22 protein-coding genes and 1 tRNA gene are annotated in these 25,269 nt (G+C 41.1%); 9 read left to right on the forward strand and 14 right to left on the reverse strand.

Features of this window, described 5'->3' with window-relative positions:
* Nucleotides 1-2: 2 nt before the first annotated feature.
* The 3 genes from folD to ICV01_RS04355 are packed head-to-tail and all read right to left on the reverse strand — an operon-like array spanning nucleotide 3 to nucleotide 3,979.
* A complete protein-coding gene (gene folD / locus ICV01_RS04345) occupies nucleotides 3-848 on the reverse strand; it encodes a bifunctional methylenetetrahydrofolate dehydrogenase/methenyltetrahydrofolate cyclohydrolase FolD (RefSeq protein ID WP_215288967.1) in 846 nt (281 codons plus the stop codon).
* Between the two features lie 3 nt (nucleotides 849-851).
* Entirely contained in the window at nucleotides 852-1,475 is a 624-nt protein-coding gene (locus ICV01_RS04350) for a response regulator transcription factor (protein ID WP_215288969.1), read from the reverse strand.
* Nucleotides 1,476-1,480: 5 nt separating this feature from the next.
* On the reverse strand, nucleotides 1,481-3,979 hold the full coding sequence (locus ICV01_RS04355; RefSeq protein WP_215288971.1) for a PAS domain-containing sensor histidine kinase: 2,499 nt from the start codon (nucleotides 3,977-3,979) through the stop codon (nucleotides 1,481-1,483).
* Nucleotides 3,980-4,222: 243 nt separating this feature from the next.
* Here ICV01_RS04355 and aceE point away from each other — a divergent pair, with 243 nt between their 5' ends.
* The 3 genes from aceE to lpdA are packed head-to-tail and all read left to right on the forward strand — an operon-like array spanning nucleotide 4,223 to nucleotide 10,333.
* Nucleotides 4,223-6,919, forward strand: a complete 2,697-nt coding sequence (gene aceE / locus ICV01_RS04360; RefSeq protein WP_215288973.1) for a pyruvate dehydrogenase (acetyl-transferring), homodimeric type — start codon at nucleotides 4,223-4,225, stop codon at nucleotides 6,917-6,919.
* A 10-nt stretch (nucleotides 6,920-6,929) separates the two neighbouring features.
* A complete protein-coding gene (aceF, locus tag ICV01_RS04365) occupies nucleotides 6,930-8,540 on the forward strand; it encodes a dihydrolipoyllysine-residue acetyltransferase (protein ID WP_215288975.1) in 1,611 nt (536 codons plus the stop codon).
* A gap of 11 nt (nucleotides 8,541-8,551) precedes the next feature.
* The gene (gene lpdA / locus ICV01_RS04370; RefSeq protein WP_215288977.1) at nucleotides 8,552-10,333 is read left to right on the forward strand and encodes a dihydrolipoyl dehydrogenase; all 1,782 of its coding nucleotides are present in this window, start codon (nucleotides 8,552-8,554) and stop codon (nucleotides 10,331-10,333) included.
* 168 nt (nucleotides 10,334-10,501) lie between these two features.
* On the opposite strand, the gene ICV01_RS04375 is transcribed toward lpdA, so the two are convergent.
* The gene (locus tag ICV01_RS04375; protein ID WP_215289135.1) at nucleotides 10,502-11,038 is read right to left on the reverse strand and encodes a phasin family protein; all 537 of its coding nucleotides are present in this window, start codon (nucleotides 11,036-11,038) and stop codon (nucleotides 10,502-10,504) included.
* 116 nt (nucleotides 11,039-11,154) lie between these two features.
* On the opposite strand from ICV01_RS04375, the gene ICV01_RS04380 reads away from it, so the two are divergent.
* From ICV01_RS04380 to ICV01_RS04390, 3 genes are all read left to right on the forward strand, one after another.
* Nucleotides 11,155-12,063, forward strand: a complete 909-nt coding sequence (locus ICV01_RS04380) for a histone deacetylase (RefSeq protein WP_215288979.1) — start codon at nucleotides 11,155-11,157, stop codon at nucleotides 12,061-12,063.
* Nucleotides 12,060-12,944: a DMT family transporter gene (locus ICV01_RS04385; RefSeq protein WP_215288981.1), complete on the forward strand. Its 885-nt coding sequence runs from the start codon at nucleotides 12,060-12,062 to the stop codon at nucleotides 12,942-12,944. The genes ICV01_RS04380 and ICV01_RS04385 overlap by 4 nt, the downstream gene beginning before the upstream one ends.
* 69 nt (nucleotides 12,945-13,013) lie before the next feature.
* On the forward strand, nucleotides 13,014-14,018 hold the full coding sequence (locus tag ICV01_RS04390) for a serine hydrolase (protein ID WP_215288983.1): 1,005 nt from the start codon (nucleotides 13,014-13,016) through the stop codon (nucleotides 14,016-14,018).
* Nucleotides 14,019-14,021: 3 nt separating this feature from the next.
* Here ICV01_RS04390 and ICV01_RS04395 read toward each other — a convergent pair whose 3' ends face one another.
* The 9 genes from ICV01_RS04395 to ICV01_RS04435 form a co-directional block, all read right to left on the reverse strand.
* Entirely contained in the window at nucleotides 14,022-14,789 is a 768-nt protein-coding gene (locus tag ICV01_RS04395) for an IclR family transcriptional regulator (protein ID WP_215288984.1), read from the reverse strand.
* Nucleotides 14,790-14,849: 60 nt separating this feature from the next.
* Nucleotides 14,850-15,878, reverse strand: coding sequence for a quinone-dependent dihydroorotate dehydrogenase (locus ICV01_RS04400; protein WP_215289136.1), 1,029 nt, complete (start codon nucleotides 15,876-15,878; stop codon nucleotides 14,850-14,852).
* Between the two features lie 14 nt (nucleotides 15,879-15,892).
* On the reverse strand, nucleotides 15,893-16,639 hold the full coding sequence (locus tag ICV01_RS04405) for an arginyltransferase (protein WP_215288985.1): 747 nt from the start codon (nucleotides 16,637-16,639) through the stop codon (nucleotides 15,893-15,895).
* Nucleotides 16,636-17,373: a leucyl/phenylalanyl-tRNA--protein transferase gene (gene aat, locus ICV01_RS04410; RefSeq protein WP_215288986.1), complete on the reverse strand. Its 738-nt coding sequence runs from the start codon at nucleotides 17,371-17,373 to the stop codon at nucleotides 16,636-16,638. Before aat ends, ICV01_RS04405 begins: the two co-directional genes overlap by 4 nt.
* Nucleotides 17,370-17,954 carry an NUDIX hydrolase gene (locus ICV01_RS04415; protein WP_215288987.1) on the reverse strand — a complete coding sequence of 195 codons (585 nt, stop codon included), beginning with the start codon at nucleotides 17,952-17,954 and terminating at the stop codon, nucleotides 17,370-17,372. Before ICV01_RS04415 ends, aat begins: the two co-directional genes overlap by 4 nt.
* Nucleotides 17,954-19,768: a bifunctional chorismate-binding protein/class IV aminotransferase gene (locus tag ICV01_RS04420; RefSeq protein WP_215288988.1), complete on the reverse strand. Its 1,815-nt coding sequence runs from the start codon at nucleotides 19,766-19,768 to the stop codon at nucleotides 17,954-17,956. Before ICV01_RS04420 ends, ICV01_RS04415 begins: the two co-directional genes overlap by 1 nt.
* 3 nt (nucleotides 19,769-19,771) lie before the next feature.
* Complete coding sequence (locus tag ICV01_RS04425) at nucleotides 19,772-20,323, reverse strand: peptidylprolyl isomerase (RefSeq protein ID WP_215288990.1); 552 nt, start codon at nucleotides 20,321-20,323, stop codon at nucleotides 19,772-19,774.
* A 90-nt stretch (nucleotides 20,324-20,413) separates the two neighbouring features.
* Nucleotides 20,414-20,490, reverse strand: a tRNA-Met gene (locus ICV01_RS04430).
* 70 nt (nucleotides 20,491-20,560) lie between these two features.
* Nucleotides 20,561-21,421, reverse strand: a complete 861-nt coding sequence (locus ICV01_RS04435) for a mechanosensitive ion channel family protein (RefSeq protein WP_215288992.1) — start codon at nucleotides 21,419-21,421, stop codon at nucleotides 20,561-20,563.
* A gap of 45 nt (nucleotides 21,422-21,466) precedes the next feature.
* Between ICV01_RS04435 and ICV01_RS04440 the strand changes: the two genes are divergently transcribed.
* From ICV01_RS04440 to radA, 3 genes are all read left to right on the forward strand, one after another.
* Nucleotides 21,467-22,420 carry an MBL fold metallo-hydrolase gene (locus ICV01_RS04440; RefSeq protein ID WP_215288993.1) on the forward strand — a complete coding sequence of 318 codons (954 nt, stop codon included), beginning with the start codon at nucleotides 21,467-21,469 and terminating at the stop codon, nucleotides 22,418-22,420.
* A gap of 109 nt (nucleotides 22,421-22,529) precedes the next feature.
* Nucleotides 22,530-23,015: a hypothetical protein gene (locus ICV01_RS04445; RefSeq protein ID WP_215289000.1), complete on the forward strand. Its 486-nt coding sequence runs from the start codon at nucleotides 22,530-22,532 to the stop codon at nucleotides 23,013-23,015.
* Nucleotides 23,015-24,376 carry a DNA repair protein RadA gene (gene radA / locus ICV01_RS04450; protein ID WP_215289008.1) on the forward strand — a complete coding sequence of 454 codons (1,362 nt, stop codon included), beginning with the start codon at nucleotides 23,015-23,017 and terminating at the stop codon, nucleotides 24,374-24,376. The genes ICV01_RS04445 and radA overlap by 1 nt, the downstream gene beginning before the upstream one ends.
* An 11-nt stretch (nucleotides 24,377-24,387) precedes the next feature.
* Here the strand turns inward: radA and prmB are convergent, their stop codons facing one another.
* Nucleotides 24,388-25,269, reverse strand: coding sequence for a 50S ribosomal protein L3 N(5)-glutamine methyltransferase (gene prmB / locus ICV01_RS04455; protein WP_215289010.1), 882 nt, complete (start codon nucleotides 25,267-25,269; stop codon nucleotides 24,388-24,390).

Raw genomic sequence — 25,269 nt, forward strand, 5'->3', positions numbered from 1 at the left:
GTTTAGATTCTTTCAGCAGCTTCTAGCGTATTTAGTAAAAGCATGGTGATGGTCATGGGTCCCACGCCACCTGGAACTGGCGTGATAGCTCCTGCGATTTCTTTAACGCTATCAAAGTCAACATCGCCACATAGCTTGCCATCAGGTAGACGATTAATGCCCACGTCGATGACAACTGCTCCTGGCTTTACCATGTCTGCGGTCACCATTTTTGGTTTACCAGTCGCCACCAAAAGAATGTCAGCTTCTTTGGTGTGTGCAGTCAAATCTTTTGTTTTGCTATTGCAGATAGTTACGGTAGCACCTGCTTGTAGCAATAGCATAGCCATAGGCTTACCGACAATGTTAGAGGCGCCAATCACTACAGCCCTTGCCCCACGAATCGGGTAATCAATGCTTTCTAACATTTTCATGCAACCATAAGGGGTGCATGGTCTAAATAAAGGTGCACCAATCATGAGTGCGCCAGCATTGGCCACATGGAATCCATCCACATCTTTCTCTGGTGCAATTGCTTCAATAACCCGATGACTATCAATATGTTTAGGTAAGGGTAGTTGAACTAAGATGCCATGAATTTGCGGATCTTTATTTAATTCATCGATGCGCTTGAGTAAATTGGCCTCTGTTAAGTCGGCAGAGTGTCTTTCAAGAATAGAGAACATGCCAACATCTTCACAAGCTTTTACTTTGTTGCGGACATAAACTTGGCTAGCAGGATCTTCGCCTACTAATAGAACGGCTAAGCCGGGCTTAATACCTTTGGCAACAAGCGCGCTAGTTCTTGTGGCAATCTCAGATCTAACTTGTTTGGCCAGCGCGTTGCCGTCAATAATTTTTGCTGACATAGATTAAGTATTATTTTCAGATAAAGCTAAACGGAGTAAATCGGCTACTGTATTGACGCTCAATTTCTCCATAATGTTGGCGCGATGTGCCTCAACAGTTTTAATGGAAATATTTAAATCATCAGCAATTTGTTTATTTAAGCGACCAGCCACAATGCGTTCTAAAACTTGTTTTTCTCGGCCTGTTAATTTGCTGAGTAAGTTTTGAGTGTTTTTCTGTGTGTCTGCCTTAGCGTAATCAACTCTGGCGCGTGTGAGCATTTTTTCAACAAGCGTTTTTAGCTCTGATTCTTTAAAAGGTTTTTCAATAAAGTCGACTGCGCCTTTTTTCATGGTGGACACAGCCATAGATACATCACCATGACCTGTGATGAATGAAATAGGCATAGGGATGCCCTCGGCTAAAAGACGTTCTTGAAGCTCTAAACCTGACATGCCAGGCATACGCACATCTAGTATTAAACAGGCAACAGTTTCTTTGTCTTCACTATTGAGTGATTGTAAGAACCTCTCAGCACTTGGCTGGCACTTAACTGTGTAGCCGTTACTTTCTAAAAGCCAAGTTAGAGAATCTCTAACAGCCTCATCATCATCAACGACGTAAACGATTTCTGTTTTATTGCTCATAATCTTCACTTATCTAATGGAAGTAGTATTGTAAAGGTGCAGCCGGTCTCACTCGGATCTTTTTGGTTAGCATGGTTAGTTGCCCAGAGCCTTCCATGATGGGATTCAATGATAGATCTGCAAATATTCAGACCCATGCCCATGCCATCTTCTTTTGTGCTGAAGAATGGTTCATAAAGACGATCAATCGCATCATCTGAGATGCCTGGGCCTCGATCAATAACCTGAATCCTCAACATATTAGGTGTAAGTGATTGATCAATATCGATTTTTAGATCAATTGCCTTACCATTTTTGATGCTGTTGGGGACTTTTTTTACGGCATCTATAGCATTTTTCAAGAGGTTAACAACAACTTGTTGTATTAAAACTGGGTCAATAAAGACGGTTGGTAATCTATCTTGGTAGTAGGTTTTAATTTCAACGCCATATCGTTGAGCCTCAATTTCAGCTAAACCCACCGAATCATCAATAATTTGATGAATAGGGACAATTTTTCGTTGAGGCTGGCTGCGTTTAACAAAGCCTCTAATCCGCTGAATGATGGTTCCCGCTCTATGCGCTTGAGAAGTTGCTTTTTCAATAGCGGGAAGAATGTCCTTCTCAATATCGATACTTTTATCTGATTTAAGCCTATTAGCTACCCCCGTGCAGTAATTACTAATGGCTGCAAGTGGTTGATTAAGTTCATGTGCTAGGGAGGATGCCATTTCGCCCATAGTCGTAAGGCGGCTTGAGAATTGCATTTTTTCTTCTTGCTGACGGGCTAATTCTTCAGCATATTTTCTTTCAGTAATATCTGTTGCGACAATTAATTGAGCTAAATGACCATCTACCCAAGAAATGTAGCGTCGTCTTACTTCAAACCATTTTTTAAATTCAGATAATAGGATTTCTCTAGAATCAGACTGACCAGGTGTTAACTCTGATGCTGGTAATCCAGCAAATCCATCCACATTATCTATGTCAAGAGCATCGATATCACCAGGATCAATTTCATGACCAGCTAAATCTAAATGTGCTTGGGTGGTATTGCCGAAATTATCTCTATAGTATCTATTGGCGAACAATAGTTGCCCACTTTGAAGCGATATAACTGAAACTGCAGCATCCAAACTCTGTAAAACAGTTGTAAATCGTTCTTGTGCCAGTGCCAACTCTTGTCTGGCTTTAATTGGTTCGGAAATATCTACGATCGAGCTAATCCAACCTGATTGTTTATTTTTTTCATTAATTAGAGCTGATACAAAAGTTCTTGTTGTAATTCTTGAGCCATCTTTTTTTTGCAGCGTCGCTTCGATACCTGAACTCGGCGCATCACCTTGCAATGCTGTGGTCATTTTTTTCATGAGCTCTGGAATCATTTCTGTTGGCCAGAATGGAAATGGTGCTCGCATGCCAATAAGCTCTTTTTTGGACCAGCCAGTCATTTTGCAAAATGCAGGGTTAACATAAGTGATGGTTCCAGTTAGGTCGTGCGCACGCATGCCAATCGTCATGGACTCTTCCATGGCTCGTCTGAAGTTGGTTTCATTTTGGAGATCTCTTTGAACGGCATAACGTTCTCGAATCTGTCGCCATACAGACCATAAACTCCAAAGAACAAAACCACTCAAACCAATAACTAACCACAATAAAGTTCTGTAGGTAAGGTTGGTTGGTGGAGGGTAGCTACTGATGTGAATGTTAAGTTGATTATTAGGCTTATCTAAAGTTACATAATCAGTAACAACTTTCCCAGTGGGTTTTTTAGCGTTCGATGACCCTAAGTCATTGCCTTCGTCGTCTAACAATGTATATTGATAGAGACCCAATAGATCGCTCGGGATCATGTGTTTAATAATGCCTCTAGCAGAATACAAAACAGCAATACTTCCAACGACATTGCCTGATTGAATGATGGGGGTTAAATGCCAGAATACATATTCTCGGTCAGGCGTTAATTTATCTTTTACGCCAAACTCTAGATTGAGGACATGCCCATAAATAGCTTTATTGGTTTCTGAGCTTTCTGCATATAGTCTGTTGAGTTCTTTATCTAAAACATTTTTAATGCCAGATCTTTCATGCCACTCAACGTTATTAATAATGGCTGGAATACTCCATAACTTATTTTTATCCTTATCAACCCATCTTAAATGCAATATTTCAGGGCTATTTTGAATAAGTGTTGTGGCGCCTTTAATAAATGCTTCTGAGTAGCGTGCTTGACTAGGTGAATTACTAATTTCTCGGCTTAAATCTAATAAAGCTTCTTCATTATTAATAAATCTGCTGTGTATGCGCTGTTTGGTGTAAGCCGTGTCTCTATGCACGACGTATTCTTGCTGATTTTTATCCTGGTAATTCAGGGTCCACAGGATAAGTCCCATAGCCGATGCAAATAAAACAATAGCTAATAAAGGTATAAATAAAAATGTGTATGTGCGCGATCCCTGCCTAAGTGGCTTAGGCAATATTTTTTCTATACCAGAATGAAATTTTTTAACGAGATTTGTTAACAAACTATCTATTTATACAAAACTTAGGGAAAACCACAGAAGACAACAGTTTAATTCCACTAGACAGTAGAACTTGAGGTTTTTTTGCATTTTTGAGCATGTTGCTCAGCAATATAATTCCATATTATGAAAAATAACTTTGCAATGTGGAATATAACTTGCTGAGAAATTATGACATTTCTAAAATTTAGACCCATATAGATGGGCTTACGCCTTATGGATAACTAATTGAACGAGGAAACAAGAATGGCTGTCACACCAGAGCAAGTTGCCGGATCAAATAAAAAACAGGATGTTGATCCTATCGAGACCAAAGAGTGGATTGATGCCTTAAATGGTGTTATTCAAAAAGAGGGCGTTGAGCGAGCAGCCTTTTTGATTGATGAACAGATTTCACACGCACGTGTTAGTGGTGTGGTTCAACCCTTTCATGCAGAAACACCTTATATCAATACGATACCGGTTGAGCAGCAAGCTAAATTGCCTGGTGATCAACAAGTTGAGGAGCGTATCCGCGCCTATACTCGTTGGAACGCGATGGCAATGGTTTTGAGAGCCAATAAAGATACAAACGTTGGTGGCCATATTTCTTCTTTCCAATCCGCTGCAACACTATATGACGTAGGTTTCAATCATTTTTGGCATGCACCTTCTGATAAGCATGGCGGCGATTTGGTATTTGTTCAAGGTCACGTTGCAACAGGTGTGTATGCGCGTGCTTATATGTTGGGCCGTCTTACTGATGAGCATTTAAATAATTTCCGCCAAGAGGTTGATGGAAAGGGAATTTCAAGCTATCCACACCCTTGGTTAATGCCAGATTTTTGGCAGTTCCCAACAGTATCAATGGGTCTTGGTCCAATTATGGCGATTTACCAAGCCCGTTTCATGAAGTATTTGCAAGATCGCGGATTTGCTCAAACAGAAGGTCGCAAAGTGTGGGCATTCTTGGGTGATGGCGAGACAGATGAGCCTGAATCACTAGGCGCTATTGGTATGGCTGGACGTGAGAAGTTAGATAACTTATGTTTTGTTATCAACTGTAACTTGCAGCGTCTTGATGGCCCTGTACGTGGTAACGGAAAAATTATTCAAGAGTTGGAAAGTGAATTCCGTGGAGCGGGTTGGAATGTTATTAAGTTAGTTTGGGGTACTCATTGGGATGCTTTGTTCGCTAGAGATAAAAAAGGTATCTTGATGAAGCGCCTTGGTGAGATTGTTGATGGTGAATATCAAACAATGAAGGCCAAAAATGGTGCCTATGTTCGCCAGGTTGTATTTAATACGCCAGAACTTCAAGCTTTAGTTGCTGACTGGAGTGATGACGATATTTGGAATTTAAATCGTGGTGGTCACGATCCTCATAAAGTGTATGCGGCGTTCCACGCAGCAAATACTCATAAAAATCAACCAACAGTTATTTTGGCTAAAACAATTAAGGGCGATGGCATGGGTGGCTCAGGTCAAGCCATGAATATTGCTCACCAAGCCAAGAAAATGAATATTGAAGACGTGAAGGCTTTCCGCGATCGCTTCAAGATTCCTGTTGCTGACGACAAGATTGAAGAGTTGCCATTGGTGAAATTTGAGGAAGGTAGCCCTGAATTAACTTACATGCGTGATCGCCGTATGGAGTTGGGTGGTTACTTGCCACAACGTAGAACTAAAGCAGAAAGTTTAGATGTTCCTAAGTTAGATGTTTTCTCTCCATTGCTAGAAGCAACTGCTGAAGGACGTGAGATTTCAACAACGATGGCTTTTGTTCGTATGTTGAATATCATCATTAAAGACAAGTTAATTGGTAAACGTGTTGTGCCTATTGTTCCAGATGAATCTAGAACATTCGGCATGGAAGGTATGTTCCGTCAATTAGGTATTTGGAATCAGTTGGGACAGTTGTATACCCCACAAGACCATGATCAATTGATGTTCTATAAAGAAGATAAGCACGGTCAAATCCTTCAAGAAGGTATTAATGAAGCCGGTGCGATGTGTGATTGGATTGCTGCGGCAACTTCATATTCCACACACGGCGTACCTATGTTGCCGTTCTATATTTTCTACTCTATGTTCGGCTTCCAACGTATTGGCGATTTAGCCTGGGCGGCTGGCGATATGAGAAGTCGCGGCTTCTTATTGGGTGGTACAGCTGGTAGAACAACTTTAAACGGCGAAGGTTTGCAACACGAAGATGGTCATAGCCATTTGTGGAGTGGCGCAATTCCTAACTGTATTAGTTATGACCCAACATTCGCCTTCGAATTAGCTGTCGTTATTCAAGACGGTATGCGCCGCATGATGACTGAGCAAGAAGATGTTTACTACTACTTAACATTGATGAATGAGAATTACGCTCATCCAGCAATGCCTAAGGGAGCTGAGAAAGATATCTTAAAAGGTATGTATAAGTTATCAAGCGTTGGTGATGCCAAGGCGAAGTTGAGAGTTCAGTTATTAGGTAGCGGTACGATCTTCCGCGAAGTGATTGAAGCTGCCAATATGCTTCGTGATGATTGGGGTGTTGCTTCTGATTTATGGAGTTGCCCAAGCTTTACAGAATTAGGTCGTGATTGGAATGCAGTATCACGTGCAAATATGTTGAATCCAACCGCTAAACCAGCGGTATCTCATGTTGAAGCGATGTTAGCTGGTACAACTGGCCCTGTTATTGCCGCGACTGATTATGTGCGTTTATTTGCAGAGCAAATTAGACCAGCGATCCAAAATGTTGGTAAGCGATATACCGTATTAGGTACCGATGGTTTTGGTCGTTCAGATACACGTGAGCAATTAAGACATTTCTTTGAAGTAGATCGTCGTTGGGTAACTGTTGCTGCTCTTAAAACTTTGGCTGATGAAGGTCAAATTGAGCACAAGAAAGTTGCTGAGGCCCTTAAGAAGTATGGCCTTGATCCTAAAAAACCAAACCCAATGACAGTGTGAGGATTAAAAGATGAGTCAAGTTTTAGAAATTAAAGTGCCTGACATTGGTGATTACAAGGATGTGCCTGTGATTGAGGTGCATGTGAAGCCAGGCGATAAGGTTGAAAAAGAACAAACTTTGGTGACGCTGGAGTCTGATAAGGCGACGATGGATGTGCCTTCATCACATGCTGGTACGGTTAAAGAAGTTAAGGTTCATGTTGGTGACAATATTTCCGAAGGTACGGTTGTGATTCTTTTAGAAGAAGGCGGTGCATCTGCCGCTACAACTGCTACAGCTGCTGCTCCGGCTGTTGCTCCAGCAAGTACGGCAGCTAGTGCTACTGTTGAAGTAACAGTGCCTGATATTGGTGATTACAAAGATGTGCCTGTGATTGAGGTGCATGTAAAACCGGGTGATAAGGTTGAAAAAGAACAATCTTTGGTAACGCTTGAATCTGATAAGGCCACAATGGATGTGCCTTCATCACATGCCGGTACAGTGAAAGAAGTCAAAGTCCAGGTTGGCGATAATATTTCTGAAGGCCGTGTAGTGGTTATTTTGGAAACTGCTGGTGGAGCATCTTCTGCCCCAGTTGTAGCACCAACTGCGTCTGCTCCAGCTGCTCCTAAACCAGCAAGTGTTCCAGCGCCGGCAGCACCAGTTGCATCAACTGCCGCACCAGCTCAGTCAGTACCAAGAAGTGAAGCAGTGCCAACAGGTGGCATCAGCCATGCAAGCCCATCTGTACGTAAATATGCGCGTGAATTAGGCGTGGATGTTTCTAAGGTGACTGGTAGTGGTCCTAAAGGTCGTATTACTCAGGAAGACGTTCAGGCCTATGTGAAGAACATCATGACTGGACATGCACCATCACCAGCTGGCGCACCAGTAGCTGCAAGTGGTGGTTTGAACTTGTTGCCATGGCCTAAGGTTGATTTCACTAAATTTGGTGAAATTGAAACAAAACCTTTATCTAGAATTCAAAAACTATCTGCTGCTAATTTATCTCGCAATTGGGTGATGATTCCAGCTGTGACTTATCACGAAGATGCTGATATCACAGGTTTGGAAGCATTTAGAGTGATGACCAATAAAGATAATGAGAAGCAGGGCATCAAAGTGACGATGTTGGCTTTCTTAATTAAAGCCGTTGTTAATGCCCTTAAGAAGTATCCTGAGTTTAATAGCTCTCTCGATGGCGATAACTTAGTACTGAAGAAATATTTCCATATCGCTTTTGCAGCAGATACACCTAATGGTTTAGTCGTTCCTGTTGTGAAAAATGCTGATAAAAAAGGTATTTTTGAAATCGCTAAGGAAACGGGCGAATTAGCCAAATTAGCACGTGAAGGTAAATTGAAGCCTGATCAAATGCAGGGGGCTTCTTTCACCATTTCATCATTGGGCGGTATTGGCGGCACTTACTTTGCACCAATTGTGAATGCTCCAGAGGTTGCTATTTTGGGTGTCAATAAAGCTACGATGAAACCTGTTTGGAATGGTAAAGAATTTGTACCTAAATTAATTTGTCCATTGTCATTAACTGCTGATCACCGTGTGATTGATGGTGCTTTAGCTACCAAATTCAACGTGTATTTGGCTGAATTATTAGCCGACTTCCGTCGCGTTGTTCTGTAAAGGGAATAGTCATGGCAAATATTGAAATTAAAGTACCGGATATCGGTGACTTTCATGATGTTCCTGTTATCGAAGTATTGGTAAAAGTTGGTGATCAAGTTGAGAAAGAGCAGCCTTTATTGGTGCTTGAATCTGATAAGGCCACCATGGAAGTACCGAGTGATACTGCTGGAACAATTGTTAGTTTGGCAGTTTCAGTGGGTGACAAAATTAACCAAGGCATGGTGATTGCAACCATCACTGCCGCTGAAGGTGCTGCACCTGCTGCAAAACCTGCTCCAGCAGCAACGGCTCCCGTTGAGGCACCTAAATCTGCGCCTGCTGTTGCCCCAATTGCTGGCTCATATGCAGGGACTGTGGATCATGAATGCGAGATGTTAGTGTTCGGTGCGGGTCCTGGTGGTTATAGCGCTGCATTCCGTAGTGCTGACTTAGGTATGAGCACCATCATTGTGGAAAGATACCCAACCTTGGGTGGTGTTTGTTTAAACGTAGGTTGCATTCCATCTAAGGCACTATTACATACTGCTGCGATTGTTGATGAAGTTAAAGCGATGGCAGCTCATGGCATCAGTTATGGTGAACCTAAAGTTGAAATCGACAAATTAAGAACTTATAAAGAAAGTGTTATCGGTAAATTAACGGGTGGCTTGGCCGGTATGGCTAAAGCACGTAAAGTTGTAACCGTTAGAGGTATCGGTCGCTTTTTAGATGCCACCCATGTTGAGGTTGATTTAACTGAGGGTAGCTCAAAACAAACAACCGGCAAAAAAGCGGTCATCCGTTTCCAGAAAGCAATTATTGCTGCCGGTAGTCAAGCTGTCATGCTTCCTTTCTTACCTCAAGACCCTCGTATTGTTGATAGTACTGGTGCGCTTAAATTAACTTCTGTGCCAAAGAGAATGTTAGTTATTGGTGGTGGCATTATTGGTTTGGAAATGGCTACGGTGTACAGCACCCTAGGTAGCAAAATTGATATTGCTGAAATGATGGACGGTTTGATGGCCGGTGCTGATCGTGATCTTGAGAAAGTATGGGAGAAGATGAATGCTCCTCGCTTTGACAAAATTATGCTTAAGACTCGCGCAACTAAAGCTGAAGCTAAGCCCGATGGTATTTATGTAACATTCGAAGGTGATAAAGCACCTGCAGACCCACAGGCTTATGATTTAGTGTTAGTGGCAGTTGGTAGAACACCGAATGGCAAGAAGATTGACGCTGATAAAGCTGGCGTAGTTGTTGATGAGCGTGGCTTTATTCCTGTAGATGCGCAATTAAGAACGAATGTTCCTAATATCTATGCGATTGGAGATATTGTTGGTCAACCGATGTTGGCTCACAAAGCGGTTCATGAAGCTCACGTAGCAGCAGAGGTAGCAGCAGGTCAAAAATCTTACTTTGATGCTAAGCAAATTCCATCAGTGGCCTATACAGATCCAGAAGTAGCTTGGGCTGGTTTGACCGAAGAGCAGTGCAAAGCCAAAGGCATTGCTTATGAAAAAGGTATGTTCCCATGGGCTGCTAGCGGTCGCGCCATTGCTAATGGTCGTGATGAAGGGTTTACTAAACTGCTATTTGATAAGGCGACTCATCGAATTATTGGTGGTGGTATTGTTGGTACCCATGCAGGAGATTTGATTGGTGAAGTGTGTTTAGCAATTGAGATGGGTGCTGATGCTGTTGATATTGGTAAAACTATTCATCCACATCCAACATTGGGTGAGTCCGTTGGTATGGCTGCTGAGGTTGCTCATGGTAGCTGCACTGATTTACCTCCACAAAAGAAAAAGTAATACAGTCTTTTCTTGCCCTGAGTGATTGAGGGCATAAAAAAACCCCCGCATAGAGCGGGGGTTGAAAAGGTACTTACAGAGAAATCTCTGACTGGGTACCGAGGAGACAACTTTTACTACTTCAATTCTTGATAGCCACCATGATGAATTAGGTGGCTTTCTTGTTTCTTACTTCTTACCGCGAGCAGCTTTAACAGCTGTATTTGCAGCAGCATTGAAATTGTTTTGTGCAAGATCAATCGCTTGTTTGATAGATTTTTGAGTTGTTTCATAAGCGTTGTTTGCTGCAGTCATAGCTTGTTTAATAGCTTGAACAGCGGCTTCTGAACCAGCAGGAGCATTTTTAGATAGCTCTTCTACTAAGCCATTTAAATTGCCACTACCTTTTTTCATTTGTGATTCAGCAACAGTTGTGAATGTTGATTGTGTTTCGTTAGCGATGTCATAAAGGTGACGGCTGTAAGACATGATTTTTTCAGCTAAAGGCTGAACCATACCTGCTTGCATAGCCATCAACTGTTGTGCATCGCGTACTGATAATGCTTGTTTTGCGCTTTGTACATTTTCGTTTAAAGCTGTTTTTGCTACAGCCATGTTTAATTCAACAAGCTTTTCAACGCCTTCAAATGCTTTGTTAGTAAGATTTAAAAGGGTCTCTAAGTTTGCTTTGTTTGCTGCTGCGATTTGTTCTGGTGTTAATGTCATCATGTTCTCCTAATTGGTTAAGTCAAGTTGCAATTTGTTGCACTGCACAAATATAAGTATAGGGGGTAAATGGGCTAAGTCAAGACCACATTATGAAAAAAAGAGACAATATCCTTATGAAAGCTTACTATTCGGATCATTTCGTCCTTCCATTGCCTACTGGGCATCGTTTTCCGATGGAAAAATACAGCTTATTAAGAGCTCACGTGGCGAAAATCAAAGGAGTTGAGCTAATTGAAGCTCCCTTAGCTAGTGATATAGATTTGGCTAGAGCCCACAGCCCATCCTATATAGAAAGAGTCAGTGACGGCACCTTAACCGATTCAGAGCTCAGAGAAATAGGTTTCCCTTGGACAACATTAATGGTTGAGCGCTCGAAACGCTCAGCCGGAGCAACCATGCAAGCTTGTATAACGGCTTTAAAGGATGGTGTAGCGGTGAATTTAGCTGGTGGCACCCATCATGCCTATAGGGATAAAGGAAGTGGTTTTTGCGTATTTAATGATGCTGTTGTTGCTGCAAGGCGGTTGCAAAGTCAACAGAAGATGCAAATTGCAATTATTGACCTAGATGTTCATCAGGGGAACGGTACAGCAGCCATATGCCAAGGCGATTCAAGCATATTTACTTTATCGATTCATGGGGAAAAGAATTTCCCCTTTAGAAAAGAAACTAGTAATTTAGATATTGGGTTGGCTGATGGTTGTGAGGATGTCCATTATTTAACTGTGTTATCCGATGCTTTAAGAACTTTAGAGGCACGATTTAGTCCGGAAATGATTATTTACCTAGCGGGAGCAGACCCTCATGAAGGTGATCGTTTAGGGCGTTTAAGATTAACTATGGATGGGTTGGCTCAAAGGGATCAACTGGTTTTTAATTTTGCTAAGGAAATGGGTTGTCCAATTGCTGTAGCAATGGCAGGAGGATATGGGCGTGAGATAGAAACGACGGTTGAAGTCCATGCACAAACCATACAATTAGCATTCAACTATTATAAAAATAGAAAAGAGACATTGACATGAGTAAGTACTCCTGGATACATCGGTTTGCGCCATGGATAGCCCCTATATTTGTGATTATTTGGAGTACTGGATTTATTGTGGCTAGATATGGCATGCCTCATTCAGAGCCTATGACCTTTTTGACTATGCGCTTTGCTGGCGTTTTAGTATTCATGGTTCCTATCGTATTGATATGGAAAGCACCTTGGCCAAATAGATCACAAATCATTCATATTGCAATTGCAGGCCTGCTGCTCCAAGCTGGTTATTTGGGGGGCGTATGGGCAGCAGTTAAAGAAGGAATGTCTGCAGGCCTATCTGCTTTAATTGTTGGCTTGCAACCTGTATTAACAGCATGGCTTGCCGCGTGGCTAGCTGAACGTGTCAGTCCTAAACAGTGGCTTGGACTATTTTTAGGATTGGTTGGTGTGGGCTTGGTTGTTTGGGCGAAGCTATCGCTCATTGGGCTTAGTGTGGCCAGTTTAATTTATATCGTATTTGCCTTATTAAGTATCACTGCAGGAACTATCTACCAAAAGAAATATTGTTCTCAGTTCGATTTAAGAACTGGTTCAGTTATTCAGTTTGCTGCCTCAACGTTGGCGTGCATGCCATTGATGTTTTTGTTTGAGACACGGCAAATTGAATGGGTTCCCGAGTTAATCGCAGCTTTATTGTGGTCTATTTTGGCATTATCGATTGGGGCAATTTCACTTTTATTTGTCATGATTAGAAATGGTGAGGCGACTAGGGTCACCAGTCTTATGTATCTGACTCCTCCCACAACAGCCTTAATGGCTTGGGTGCTTTTTGGTGAGCCGATTACTTGGATGATTGTTTTAGGGATCGGCATTACGATGGTGGCTGTAGTTTTGGTTAATCGTTCACAACAAGTTAAGTAATTGGCGATTAATGGCTTATCATCACGGATATTGATAAATGCATTTTAAAAAGTAGTTTTAATAATTCAGATGACTGTTAAAAGTAAATTGATTCGAGCTGTTTTTACAGGTTTTTTAAGCATTACATTATTGGCTCCAGTAGCAGATATATGGGCGCAAAATACAAGTCAGACTAAAGTTAAAAAACAAAAAGCTCCTAAGAAGCAAAAAACGGTTAGGACAACAACTACAAGATCCAAGTCAACTGATGCTGCAGAAGAGAAAAGACCTTCATTTGCATCAGCAATGGGATTGCGTGGGAATCATGACGCATTGAATCTTAAATCTAGCGTTGCATTAATTGTGGATCGTCAAACACATGAAGTTTTGTTTGAAAAAAATTCTCATGCATCACTTCCAATTGCATCAATTACTAAATTAATGACTTCTTTGGTTGTGATGGATGCTCATTTGCCTCTTGATGAGGGAATTGTGATTCACCAAGATGATGTGAATGTTTACCCAGGGAGAGCTAGATCTCGAGTAACCGAGCATGCTGCAATGACCCGCGAGCAAGCTTTGTTATTGGCTCTGATGTCTTCTGAAAATCGTGCCGCTCATGCTTTAGGTAGAAATTATCCGGGTGGTATTCCTGCTTTTGTTGAGGCTATGAATGCTAAGGCAAAAATGTTGGGTATGAATAATTCTAAATTTTCTGATCCAACTGGTCTTTCTAGTGAAAATGTTTCAAGTCCCGAAGATTTAACTAAATTGGTAGAAGCCGCTTATCAACATAAAGTCATTCGTGATTTTTCTACAAAACCTGATTACAGTTTGATGATTGGGAAAAGAGAGCAGAAATTTATTAATACGAATCGATTAGTTCGAGCTGGTGATATGGATATTGGTTTGCAAAAAACCGGTTATATCTCCGCTGCGGGACGTTGCTTGGTGATGCAAGCGAGAGTTCAAGGGCGTGATGTTGTGATGGTGTTCTTGGATTCTGTTGGTAAATTGTCGCGTTTTGCGGATGCCGTGCGCGTCAAAGAGTGGTTGCAAAGCAACCCCAATCCAACCCCTATACGTAAGCTATAAAATTTATGAGCCGTTAGTCGGTTTATAACCTAGGCTTTTTGATATTTGCATGGCTGTTTCTTTTAATGACTTCAGCCACTCTTCCTGGATGCGCTCAGTAGGCGCAGATAAAGATAAACCAGCTACTAGCTTACCGCTGTCATCTAGAATGGATGCGGCCATGCAACTAACGCCAACTTCAAGTTCTTCATCATCCCTAGCGTGCCCCATTGAACGAACTAGCTCTAATTCTTTCTCAAGCCCACTCAAATCATTGATGCTATTGGCGGTGTGACCTTCCAGGCCAGTCTTTGCAACATAAGCTTTAAGTTTACTAATATCGTCATCAGCTAAGAATAATTTTCCAACCGATGTTAAGTGAAGGGGGGCGCGCCCACCAATAGCTCGTACTACCTGCATACCTGATCGTTCGCTATAAGCACGATCAATATAAACAATCTCATCACCTTGTCTAACTGAAAGATTGACTGTTTGACCAGTCATTTTGTGGAGTGCTCTCATGGGTAGTTGAGCAGCGTCTCGCACGGATAATCTTGCTTTAACTAAATTACCAAGCTCTAAGAGCTTGAGGCCTAAACGGTAAGTGCCGCTATCTCCTCGCTCGACCAAGCGGCAAGCAACCATGTCGTTGAGGATTCTGTGGGCGGTAGAGGGGTGCAGCTCAGTTAATTCCGCTAATTTTTTGAGGCTTACAGCCTCATCGCTTTGAGCAAGCGCATCCAAAAGACACATCATTCTGTCTAGAACTTGGATGGCTGTTCTGCTAGTCATATGCGCATTTTATCCATAAATTGGTAAGATTGCATAATGTGGAATGAGTCTTATAGAAGACTAGTTTTTTAGTGCCTTAGCGCACTCCGCTATTAGCTGTGGCCCTTTGTAAATTAAGCCGCTATAAATTTGTACAAGTTGTGCACCGGCTGAGATTTTATCTTTGGCATCCTGACCAGACATGATCCCGCCAACACCAATAATAGGTAAGGCGCCATTTAGGGCTTTAGCTAGCTTTTGGATAACAAGGTCTGATAGATGTTTAACAGGTTGCCCTGAAAGCCCACCTGCCTCATTACCATGAGCTAGATGTGAAACAGCATCTCGTGTAATTGTTGTATTAGTAGCAATAACAGCACTGATGCGGTATTTAATTAATAATTCAGCAATACTATCAATTTGTTCTGAATCTAAGTCTGGTGCTATTTTTAGAAGTAAAGGCACTTCTTTTTTATATTGATCAGAAAGTCTTTGTTTTTTATCCGCAATCGCTGATAACAAAGAGTCAAGCTCATCGCCAGTTTGTAATTGCCTTAAATTTTTCGTGTTAGGAGATGAGATGTTGACCGTAACATATGAGGCAAATCGGTAAACTTTTTCCATGCAATGAAGATAATCATCTGCAGCAGACTCAATAGGTGTTGAGGCATTTTTTCCAATATTAATACCAAGTATGCCGCCAGATTGCCAAAATGTGGATTTTTGAACTCGCTGTAGACAAGCATCTACACCATCATTATTAAATCCCATCCGGTTAATTAGGGCATTTGCTTCTGGAAGCCTAAACATTCTAGGTTTGGGATTGCCATCTTGCGCTTTAGGGGTAACTGTACCGATTTCTAAAAAACCAAATCCTAGACTAGCTAAAGCGTCAATATGTTTACCATCTTTATCTAGCCCAGCAGCCAAACCTATAGGGTTGGGGAGCTTTAAACCACAAAATAAACGCTCATCTTTGGGAATAGTTGTGCGACTTAAGAAATCTAAACCTAACGCATGAGCCTTATCTAAAGAATTTAGAGTGAAATTGTGCGCTTTTTCAGCGTCCATGGTGAATAACCATGGTTTAACAAAAGGGTAAAGGTTCATTGCGAAAGTATTTCTTAAGAAGGTTGGTGTAGTTGCCACTGATTGCGCACCAATATCTCTAAAGGTTCAAACTCAGCTTTGTAGGACATTTTAGAACTTTCTTTAATGTAGTAGCCCAAATATAGATAAGCTAAATTTAATTTTCTAACCTGTTCAAGCTGCCATAAGATACAAAAGGTTCCATAACTTGCTTGCTGGACTGAGGTATCGAAGAAGGTGTAGACAGAAGACAGGCCATCTTGCAAGACATCAATAATGCTAACCATTCTTAATTTTCCTGGCTCTAAGGCACTCACACCATCTCGAAATTCAACTAGTCGAGAATTGACTTTGCTTTGAAGTAAAAACTGTTGATATTGTTCTTGGTCATCGCTATCCATGCCACCACCCATGTGACGAGATTTTTGATATTCGTGATATAGCTTGTAGTGCTCCTCTGAATAAACAAGTGGTTTGATGGTGATATCTAAATCATAATGTTTTTTCCAGGCTCTTTTTTGATAGCGTTTAGGTTGAAATTCTTGGGCTTTAACTCGGCATGCTATGCAAGATGTGCAACCATCGCAATAAGGCCGATAGGTGTACATGCCGCTTCGGCGGAACCCGTTTGAAACTAATTCGCTATAGATATCTGCGTGAATTAAGTGGGCAGGGGTAGCAACTTGTGAGCGTGCTGTTCTATCACTCATGTAGCTACACGGGTAGGGGGCTGTCGCATAAAATTGCAACGTTGTGAATGGAAGGTCTTTAAAGTTGCTCATTGATGATTTAGCCAGTGGCTTAATGCATATTTATTAAATAACCAATTAGGACTTTTTTTGCCGCAATGTTTTTCTAGGTGATGTATGAAATTAACTCTCTCTATGGGACTGCCGCCCATAGAGGTTAAATGTTCTGTTTCTTGTTGGCAATCAATTATTTCTATATCGTTTTGAATGGCCCAAGCGCTAAGAGCCGCCAAAGCTAGTTTGGATGCATTTTTCTGATGAGAGAACATAGACTCACCAAAGATAATTGAGCCGAGATTAACGCAATAGAGACCACCAACCCTTTTCCTTTGAAAAAATACTTCCACGCTGTGTGCAAAGCCTTGTTCATGCAGTTCGCCATATGCATGCATGATGGCATGAGTAATCCATGTTCCATTTTGCCCTTTGCGGGGTTGTTTAGCACAAGCAAGAATGGTCGCGTGAAAGTCATCATCAACACGAATTTCCCAATCGTTATCTACTAAGATATGTTTTATTTCTTTTTTTAGAGATTTGCTTAGTTTTAAATTTTTAGGTTTAAGAACCATTCTTGGATTTGGTGACCACCATAGAATAGGTTGGCTATCTGAATACCATGGAAAAATTCCTTGGCTATAAGCACGTTTTAATTGTTCGGCACTAATTTCAGTACTGATTGCAATTAAACCAGGTACTTCTGGATCGGGATCCACTAAATTATTAACGCTTGGGAATGGATCTGTAATATTTAACCAAGGAAGGCTCATGAGGAACGATATTTCCTATCGATTCGTTCGTCATAGCCAATATCATCTAGATGAGTGGAAAAAGTGGGCTCTCCAAAATGAATAACGCCTAATTTCCTGTCAGAAAAATACCATTCCAATGTTTTTCTAATTGTTGGGAAAGCTAAATCATCCCAGGGGATTTCTGATTCAGAAAACAGAGCTACTTCTAAGCTTTCTATTCCTGGGCTGAATATGGGCTCTTTTAGTTGAGCTAGATAGAAAAGGTGGACTTGTTCAGCATGAATAACATTCAGCAAAGAGAATAGTGCGCCAATCTCTATTTGAGCGCCAGCTTCCTCGAATGTTTCTCTAATAGCTCCTGCTGTAGTACTTTCTCCAACCTCTAGAAATCCAGCAGGCAAAGTCCAGAAACCTAATCTCGGTTGAATGGCTCTTTTGCATAATAAAACTTTATCTTCCCAGACTGGAATAGTTCCAACAACATTTCTTGGGTTTTCGTAATGAATGGTTTTGCATGAATCACATACAAAACGCTCACGAGTATCCCCCTCGGGAATTTTCGAAAAAACTTGATGTCCGCATCGTGAGCAGAATTTCATTAATTTTTACCCATTGTTATACGAATGATGCCGCGTAAAGCATTCGTCAAGATGACTTCTTCGCTTGATAACACGTCATCTACGGTGATATTTTTTTCCACTACAGACCATTGAGGATCTTTTAATAAAATCTGTCTCATAATTCCTGGTAGGCAACCTGAATTTACTGGAGGAGTCATCCATTGAGAATTTTTCTTGATGAAAATATTTGATCGACCGCCTTCAGTAACATAGCCCAATTCATTGGTGAAGATAGCGTCAAATCCACCTAATTTCTCAGCCTCTTGCCAGGCTAGATCATATATTTTACGTTGAGTTGTTTTGTGATTTAAGAGTGTACTAAAGGAATTCATAATAGCCTCGCCCCCAAATAAATCACTTGCCCAGATGAGGGGCATTGGCTGGTTTATTTCCAAGGTCTTCGCGGTGCTCACTTTAATCTGCCCATCAGGAGCTAGCTCTAATTTCATCCGATATAGCTCATTTGGATTTAGTTGGGTGCAGACTTTTTTTATAGCTTGGTTGGCCATAGCTAAATTAAATGGTATGCCTAGCTGGTGAGCTGAATTCTGAATTCTATTAAGGTGTAACTGGATATTTTGCGGAGATTGTTCGCTGATGCGAATTGTTTCAAATAAGCCAATTTCATTCTTGATTTGGTATAGAAAATTAGATTTTGTTTGACACTCTTGCCATTCTTCTTTTGCATCTGAATCAATCGTGATCCCCGCACCAATCCCCATGCAGCAATTTCTACCTTGATCTATTGTTAATGTTCGAATAACAACACTCATTCCTAGATCACCTAATTTTTTATCCTTTGCACTAGGATCAAACCAAGCAATAGAACCGCAATATAAACCTCTTGGTTCTGTCTCAAGAGTTTGAATAATTTCCATGGTTCTTTTTTTAGGAGTTCCAGTGACTGAGCCACAGGGAAAGATTGCTTTAAGAAGCTCGGAAAGAGAAAGATTCTCAGATACAGTGGATTCAATGGTTGATGTCATTTGAAGAACATCGCCATGCTGTTGAACATTGAATAAATCTGGGACTTTGATAGTGCCTGGTATGGATATTTTCCCCAAGTCATTTCTTAATAAATCAACAATCATGAGATTTTCAGCACGATTTTTAGGATCATTTTTCAAGAAAGATGGGGACATCTCACTAGCTTTCCCCGTGCCTTTCATGGGCTTAGCAATTAAACGAGAACCTTCTTTTCTTAGAAACCATTCCGGTGAGCACGACAAAATCCAGCCATCATTTTTTTCTATGTATGCACCAAATGGTCCAGGTTGTTTTTCACGTAAGGATTGATAAAGTGCCAAAGGAGCACCATAAATAGATCCTTTGATTCTATAGGTGTAATTAACCTGATAGGTTTCACCGCGACGAATCAGTTCATGAATTTCTTCAATACATTTTTCAAATTCGGGAGGTGTAATAGTCTCTTTGGAGGCTATAAAACCTGAAGGCGTCTGATTAAAAGAGGTTTTGTTTTCTATCCATGTATCAACCTCTGATTTTGATAATTTTGTTACGGTATCAAAAACCCAAATCTCGGCCCAAGGAGCTGAATCGTTTTTAGGTGTCAAGCCTTGAAGATGTTCACCTAACTCGTAGCTGAAATTGGCTACAACAAATTTATGATTGTTTAAGTAATGCTCTATATTTTCAAAAGCTAGGTCGACTTCATCAGGCGTATTTGCCTTTATGTACAGAATAGGGTTGCTATACAGGCGACTTGTTGGATTGGTTGGCGTACTTTGGGCATCATCTAATAGAATGGTGCAGGATGAATGCCCAAGATTCATGTGTTACTTGGAGATAACTTTTGCGCTTTGAATCACGATTGGGTTAACTGGTACATCTGAAAATGGACCAACTCTTGTTGTGACCACTTTTTTAATCTTATCAATTGTCTCTGTACCCTTAATCACCATACCAAAGACTGCATAACCATTACCATCTGGTTTTGGATAATCTAGATTTGGGTTGTCGACCACATTAATGAAAAATTGAGATGTTGCAGAATTTGGGTTACCAGTTCTAGCCATAGCAATTGAATACATGACGTTATTTAAGCCATTTTTTGATTCAAGTTGGATTGGAGCGTTCCCCGATTTTTGTTGCATTTCTTTTGTAAAGCCACCGCCTTGAACCATGAAGCCATTGATGACTCTATGAAAAATGGTGCCACTATAAAAATTGCTGTTAACGTAATTTAAGAAATTTTCTGTAGAGATTGGTGCCTTTTCATCGTTAAGTTCAACTACAAAATCACCAATAGTTGTTTTGAATTCAACTTTTGTGCCAGCAATAGCTGTATGGGAAATAATTAAAGCGAGAAGTAAGAGTATTTTTTTCATGTGGAACCTAGTTATTTAATTAAGCTCTAAGTATGCCAAATAATTTTATTAATAAAAAAAGCCCTTCAAATTCATGAAGGGCTTAATATTTGGTTGCGGGAGTAGGATTTGAACCTACGACCTTCGGGTTATGAGCCCGACGAGCTGCCAGACTGCTCCATCCCGCGTCTGAGAAATGAGACTATATCAGGTAAAACCCTAAATAGCAAGGCTTATTGTTTGCTTAAGGAGATCGCTTTAGCGTTGATTTTTATAGTCAGGGGATGGGATTTCAATGCCTGCAAGGTCGAAAGCTGTCTTAATTTCCCCTAACAAAGCTCTGCGAACCGTATTTTGTTCTTGAGCGACCACTTTAATGCGGGATTTAATAATTACTGCAAAGTCTCCTAACTGATCAACTCCAGCTATTTCAATATCCTCTATGATCATTTGGCTATATGTCGGATTTTTTCGAAGCGTTTGGGCAACATCCCTCATGGTTGCGTAAACTTTTTCAAGATTCTCTTTGTAAGCTACGCCTATATCAACGACAGCATAGGCAAAGGTTCTACTTTTATTAGTTACGAGGTTGATATAGCTATTAGGGATGTAGTGCACAGCCCCCTCGTAATCACGTAGGCGTACATAACGTAGCGTGACTTCCTCTACCATGCCTGACTTGTTGCCAATCTCAACAATATCACCTTGCCGTATCTGATTTTCTATCAGCATAACAAACCCAGTGAAATAGTCTTTTACTAAGCTTTGTGCTCCAAAACCTACCGCAATACCAGCAACACCAGCTGTTGCCAAAATTGGTGCAATTGAGAAGCCCAACGAAGATAGGGTGAGCATGATAGCTACAACCCAAATAATTAGAGAAACAATATAGCGCGATACGCGGGCTAGTGTTTGAATACGTTTTTTTTCTTCAATACTGGGAGAACGTTGGCGCAAGTGGGCTTCTAGCGCTCTAGTTAGTTTGTTTGCCAATGCCTTCAAGGCTACAGCAAATAAAATGATAAGAGTTACTTGCAGTGCTGGAATGATTAAATCAATCCAGTTTTGAAGGTAATCTAAGCCCCATTGTCTTAATAAGTGGTCCAAAACTTTTTTCATGATTAAAGTATATGGGCTACTAGAAAATTATGTGAGAATTTCCCTATGAATACTTCCTTGTCCTTTGCGAAATTGGTTGCTGACGGCGTTTATACAGTCGATACTGGTTTTAAACGAGATTGCTTCGATGCGAGTTACCTAATTCTAGATGAGGGTGAGGCTGCTTTTATTGATGTGGGTACTAATTATTCGGCACCGCGATTAATTCAAACATTGGTCGAGTTGGGTTTAACTCCTGCGGAGGTTAGATATGTGATCTTGACTCATATTCATTTAGACCATGCAGGGGGCGCAGGGGAAATGATGCGTTTGTGCCCAAATGCTCAATTGATTGTTCATTCACGTGGTGTGCGTCATATGATTGAACCTTCAGCGCTCCGGTTAGGAGCGGTAGCTGTTTATGGTGAAGATGCTGTTCATGCTGCCTATGGCACATTGTTGCCTATCGATGCCTTGCGTATTACAGAGGCGGGCGAAGGATTTGAAATTCCTTTGGGAAGTCGAGTATTGCGGTGTTTAGATACGCCAGGTCATGCGAAACATCATATTGCTATTTGGGATGCCAAATCTAAAGGCGTATTTACTGGCGATACATTTGGCTTATCTTATAGAGAGTTCGATACAGAAAAAGGTGGGTATGTGATGCCTACAACAACTCCTATTCAATTTGACCCTGTGGCACTCAAGGATTCAGTTGAAAGAATCGCAGCTCTCAAGCCTGATTGTATATTTCCGACACACTTTAGCCGTGTGGATGACATTCCAAAGCTTAAGTCGTTATTTCTTGAACAGTTAGAGGAGATGGTATCTTTGGCTATTGGTTTAAAAGAAGATGTTCAAAGACGTGAGAATCTCAAAAAAGGGTTGTTAGATATTTATGTCAAGCATCTCAATGAACATGGCTGTAGATTTACCAAGGACCAAATTGCTGATTTTCTAGAGATTGATCTTGAACTTAATGCTCAAGGCATTGAAGTTTGGCTTGATAAGCTTGGGTAAAAGAGGGCTAGATACCATGCTCAAGCATATAATCAAAAAAGATGTTTTGTAGTAGTAATCGTGGGCTATTGGGAATCAAAAATTGATGTCTAAAATAAACAGTTTCAATATGAATGATATAAAAATTTGGCTGCTAGGGGCTTTGTTAGTAGCTCCTTTACTAGCCGCCGCTGGCCCTGCTGAATTGGAAGAGTTAGCAGATATTGATGCACGTCAAGATCAATTAAATTTAAAAAAAGATTGGGCTAGATATCGACTCGAGAAAACGCAGCACGAATGCTACGACAAATTTTTCACTAGCTCATGTTTGGAAAATGCTCGTCTTGACTACCGCAAGGAAATTAAAGAGATACGGGAACAGGAGATTCCCATGCATGATAGGCAGCGACTTTTGAAATCAATCATTAAAGATGAGAATGATAAAGAGCGTATTGCCCAAAGAGAAAGCGCTGAGAAAGCAGCCAAGCGTCAAGAGAATTTAAAAGCCTACGAAACTAAACAGGCTGAAGAGGCAAAAAGAGAGGCTGACATAGCTAAAAAGAAAGAAGATGCGGACAAACGTTCGAAGGAAAACAAAAAGGCGGCACCTTTCTAATGGCTAAAGTTAAATCAGTTTATGTATGTCAATCTTGTGGTGGGATGTCAGCCAAATGGCAGGGGCAGTGCCCTAATTGCGATGCTTGGAATACATTAGAAGAGGCGGTTGAAGAAAAGGGTTCGACAAGTAGATTTCAAAGTCTAGCCAAGGCTGCTCCTAAACAAAAATTATCTGTTATTGAAGCTGAAGATCTACCACGCTTAAGTACTGGTATTGATGAGTTTGATCGTGTTCTAGGTGGTGGTCTAGTTACTGGAGGAGTTGCTTTAATTGGCGGTGACCCTGGAATAGGAAAGTCAACCTTATTGCTTCAAGCACTTGCTGTGATGAGTGCCAGGGGCGATTCGGTTTTATATATAAGTGGCGAGGAATCAGGCTCACAAATTGCATTAAGAGCTAAGCGTCTAGGTATTCAAGCGCCGGATCTAGATGTTCTAGCTGAGATACAGTTGGAGAAGTTATTGGTGACAATTGAATCAAGTAGGCCAACAGTGGTGGTAATTGACTCAATTCAAACGATTTATTCTGAAGCATTAACTTCTGCGCCAGGTTCAGTCGCTCAAGTTAAAGAGTGTGCTGCTCAATTAACTAGGCTTGCCAAAGCTACAGGGGTTTGCATGATTATGGTTGGTCATGTGACTAAAGAGGGCAACCTTGCTGGGCCAAGAGTGCTTGAGCATATTGTTGATACCGTCTTATATTTTGAAGGCGATACACATTCCTCGTTTAGATTGGTAAGAGCTTTCAAAAATCGTTTTGGTGCAGTTAATGAGCTTGGTGTTTTTGCCATGACTGATAAAGGACTTAAGGGTGTTGCTAACCCATCAGCCTTATTTTTATCTCAACATGAGCAGATAGTTCCCGGTTCTTGTGTGTTAGTAACGCAAGAGGGGAGTCGTCCATTATTGGTTGAGGTTCAAGCACTTGTTGACACAGCTCATGTGCCCAATCCAAGGCGCCTAGCATTAGGGCTTGAGCAGCATCGCTTGGCTATGTTGCTTGCTGTATTACATCGTCATGCTGGTATTGCATGCTTTGACCAAGATGTTTTTTTGAATGCTGTTGGCGGTGTAAAAATTAGCGAGCCAGCAGCAGACTTGGCCATTCTATTGGCCATAGGCTCATCTTTAAAGAATAAAGCACTTCCCAAAACACTTATTGTCTTTGGTGAAGTTGGCTTGGCTGGGGAGATACGCCCATGCCCAAGAGGTCAGGAGCGATTAAAGGAGGCAGCTAAGCTGGGCTTTACTTTAGCTATTATTCCTAAAGCTAATGCGCCAAAAGTAAGTATCCCAGGTATTAAAGTTATTGCAGTCGATCGTATAGATGAGGCAATGGATGCCGCTCGGAATCTGTAACACTTGATTTGCTACAAGTCTTCGCTTTGAATCAATAGAACCTGATCATCTCCTGCTGATACTTCAAGCCAAGTAACAGGAATCTCAGGAAAGGCTTTCATAAAATTAGAGGCCTCATTACCAATTTCTAATACTAAAGCTCCATCATCTGCAAGATACTCTTTGGCATTAGCAATGATGCGCCGAATAATATCCATACCATCGAGTCCGCCAGCTAGAGATATCTCGGGTTCTGCATGATATTCCTTAGGCAGATTGGCCATTGTTTCATCGTTAACATAAGGTGGGTTGCAAATGATTAAATCAAATTTCTGATCTTCAGATAGCGTAGGGATGCTTTCAAAAAGATCACCTTGAAAAACTTCAATTTGCTCTGTTAAGTTATGGCGGTCTAAATTTTTAGCCGCCAAAGAAAGCGCTTGTAGACTTAAGTCTGTAGCTGATACTTGCACATCAGGGCAAGAAAGAGCCATTAAAATAGCCAAAGAACCATTGCCAGTACATAAGTCCAATACTTTTCCGTTTGGCGGAATCCAATGTTCAAGATGCCCATCAACAATTAATTCAGCAATAAAAGATCTAGGCACAATACTTCGATCGTCACAATAAAACGGAACGCCCATTAACCAGGCTTCTCCCAAAATATATGCGAGTGGCTGACGAGTTTTTACGCGTTCATTCACCCAAGCATCAATTTGATTTTTAAGATCTTGGGAGATATTTGTATCTAAAGCATCTAATGTGTCTTCGGGTGGATAGCCAAGGGCGGTGGAGATGATCCATAAAGCCTCAGATTCAGCATTGATAGCCCCATGACCAAAGCTAAGTCCTGCGGCATCTAATTTCTGAGTTACTTCTTTCCAGAGAGTTTCTAGCGAGTAAGAGGGGCCCAT

This window comes from Polynucleobacter sp. MWH-Spelu-300-X4 (assembly GCF_018687515.1).
GTDB lineage: Bacteria > Pseudomonadota > Gammaproteobacteria > Burkholderiales > Burkholderiaceae > Polynucleobacter.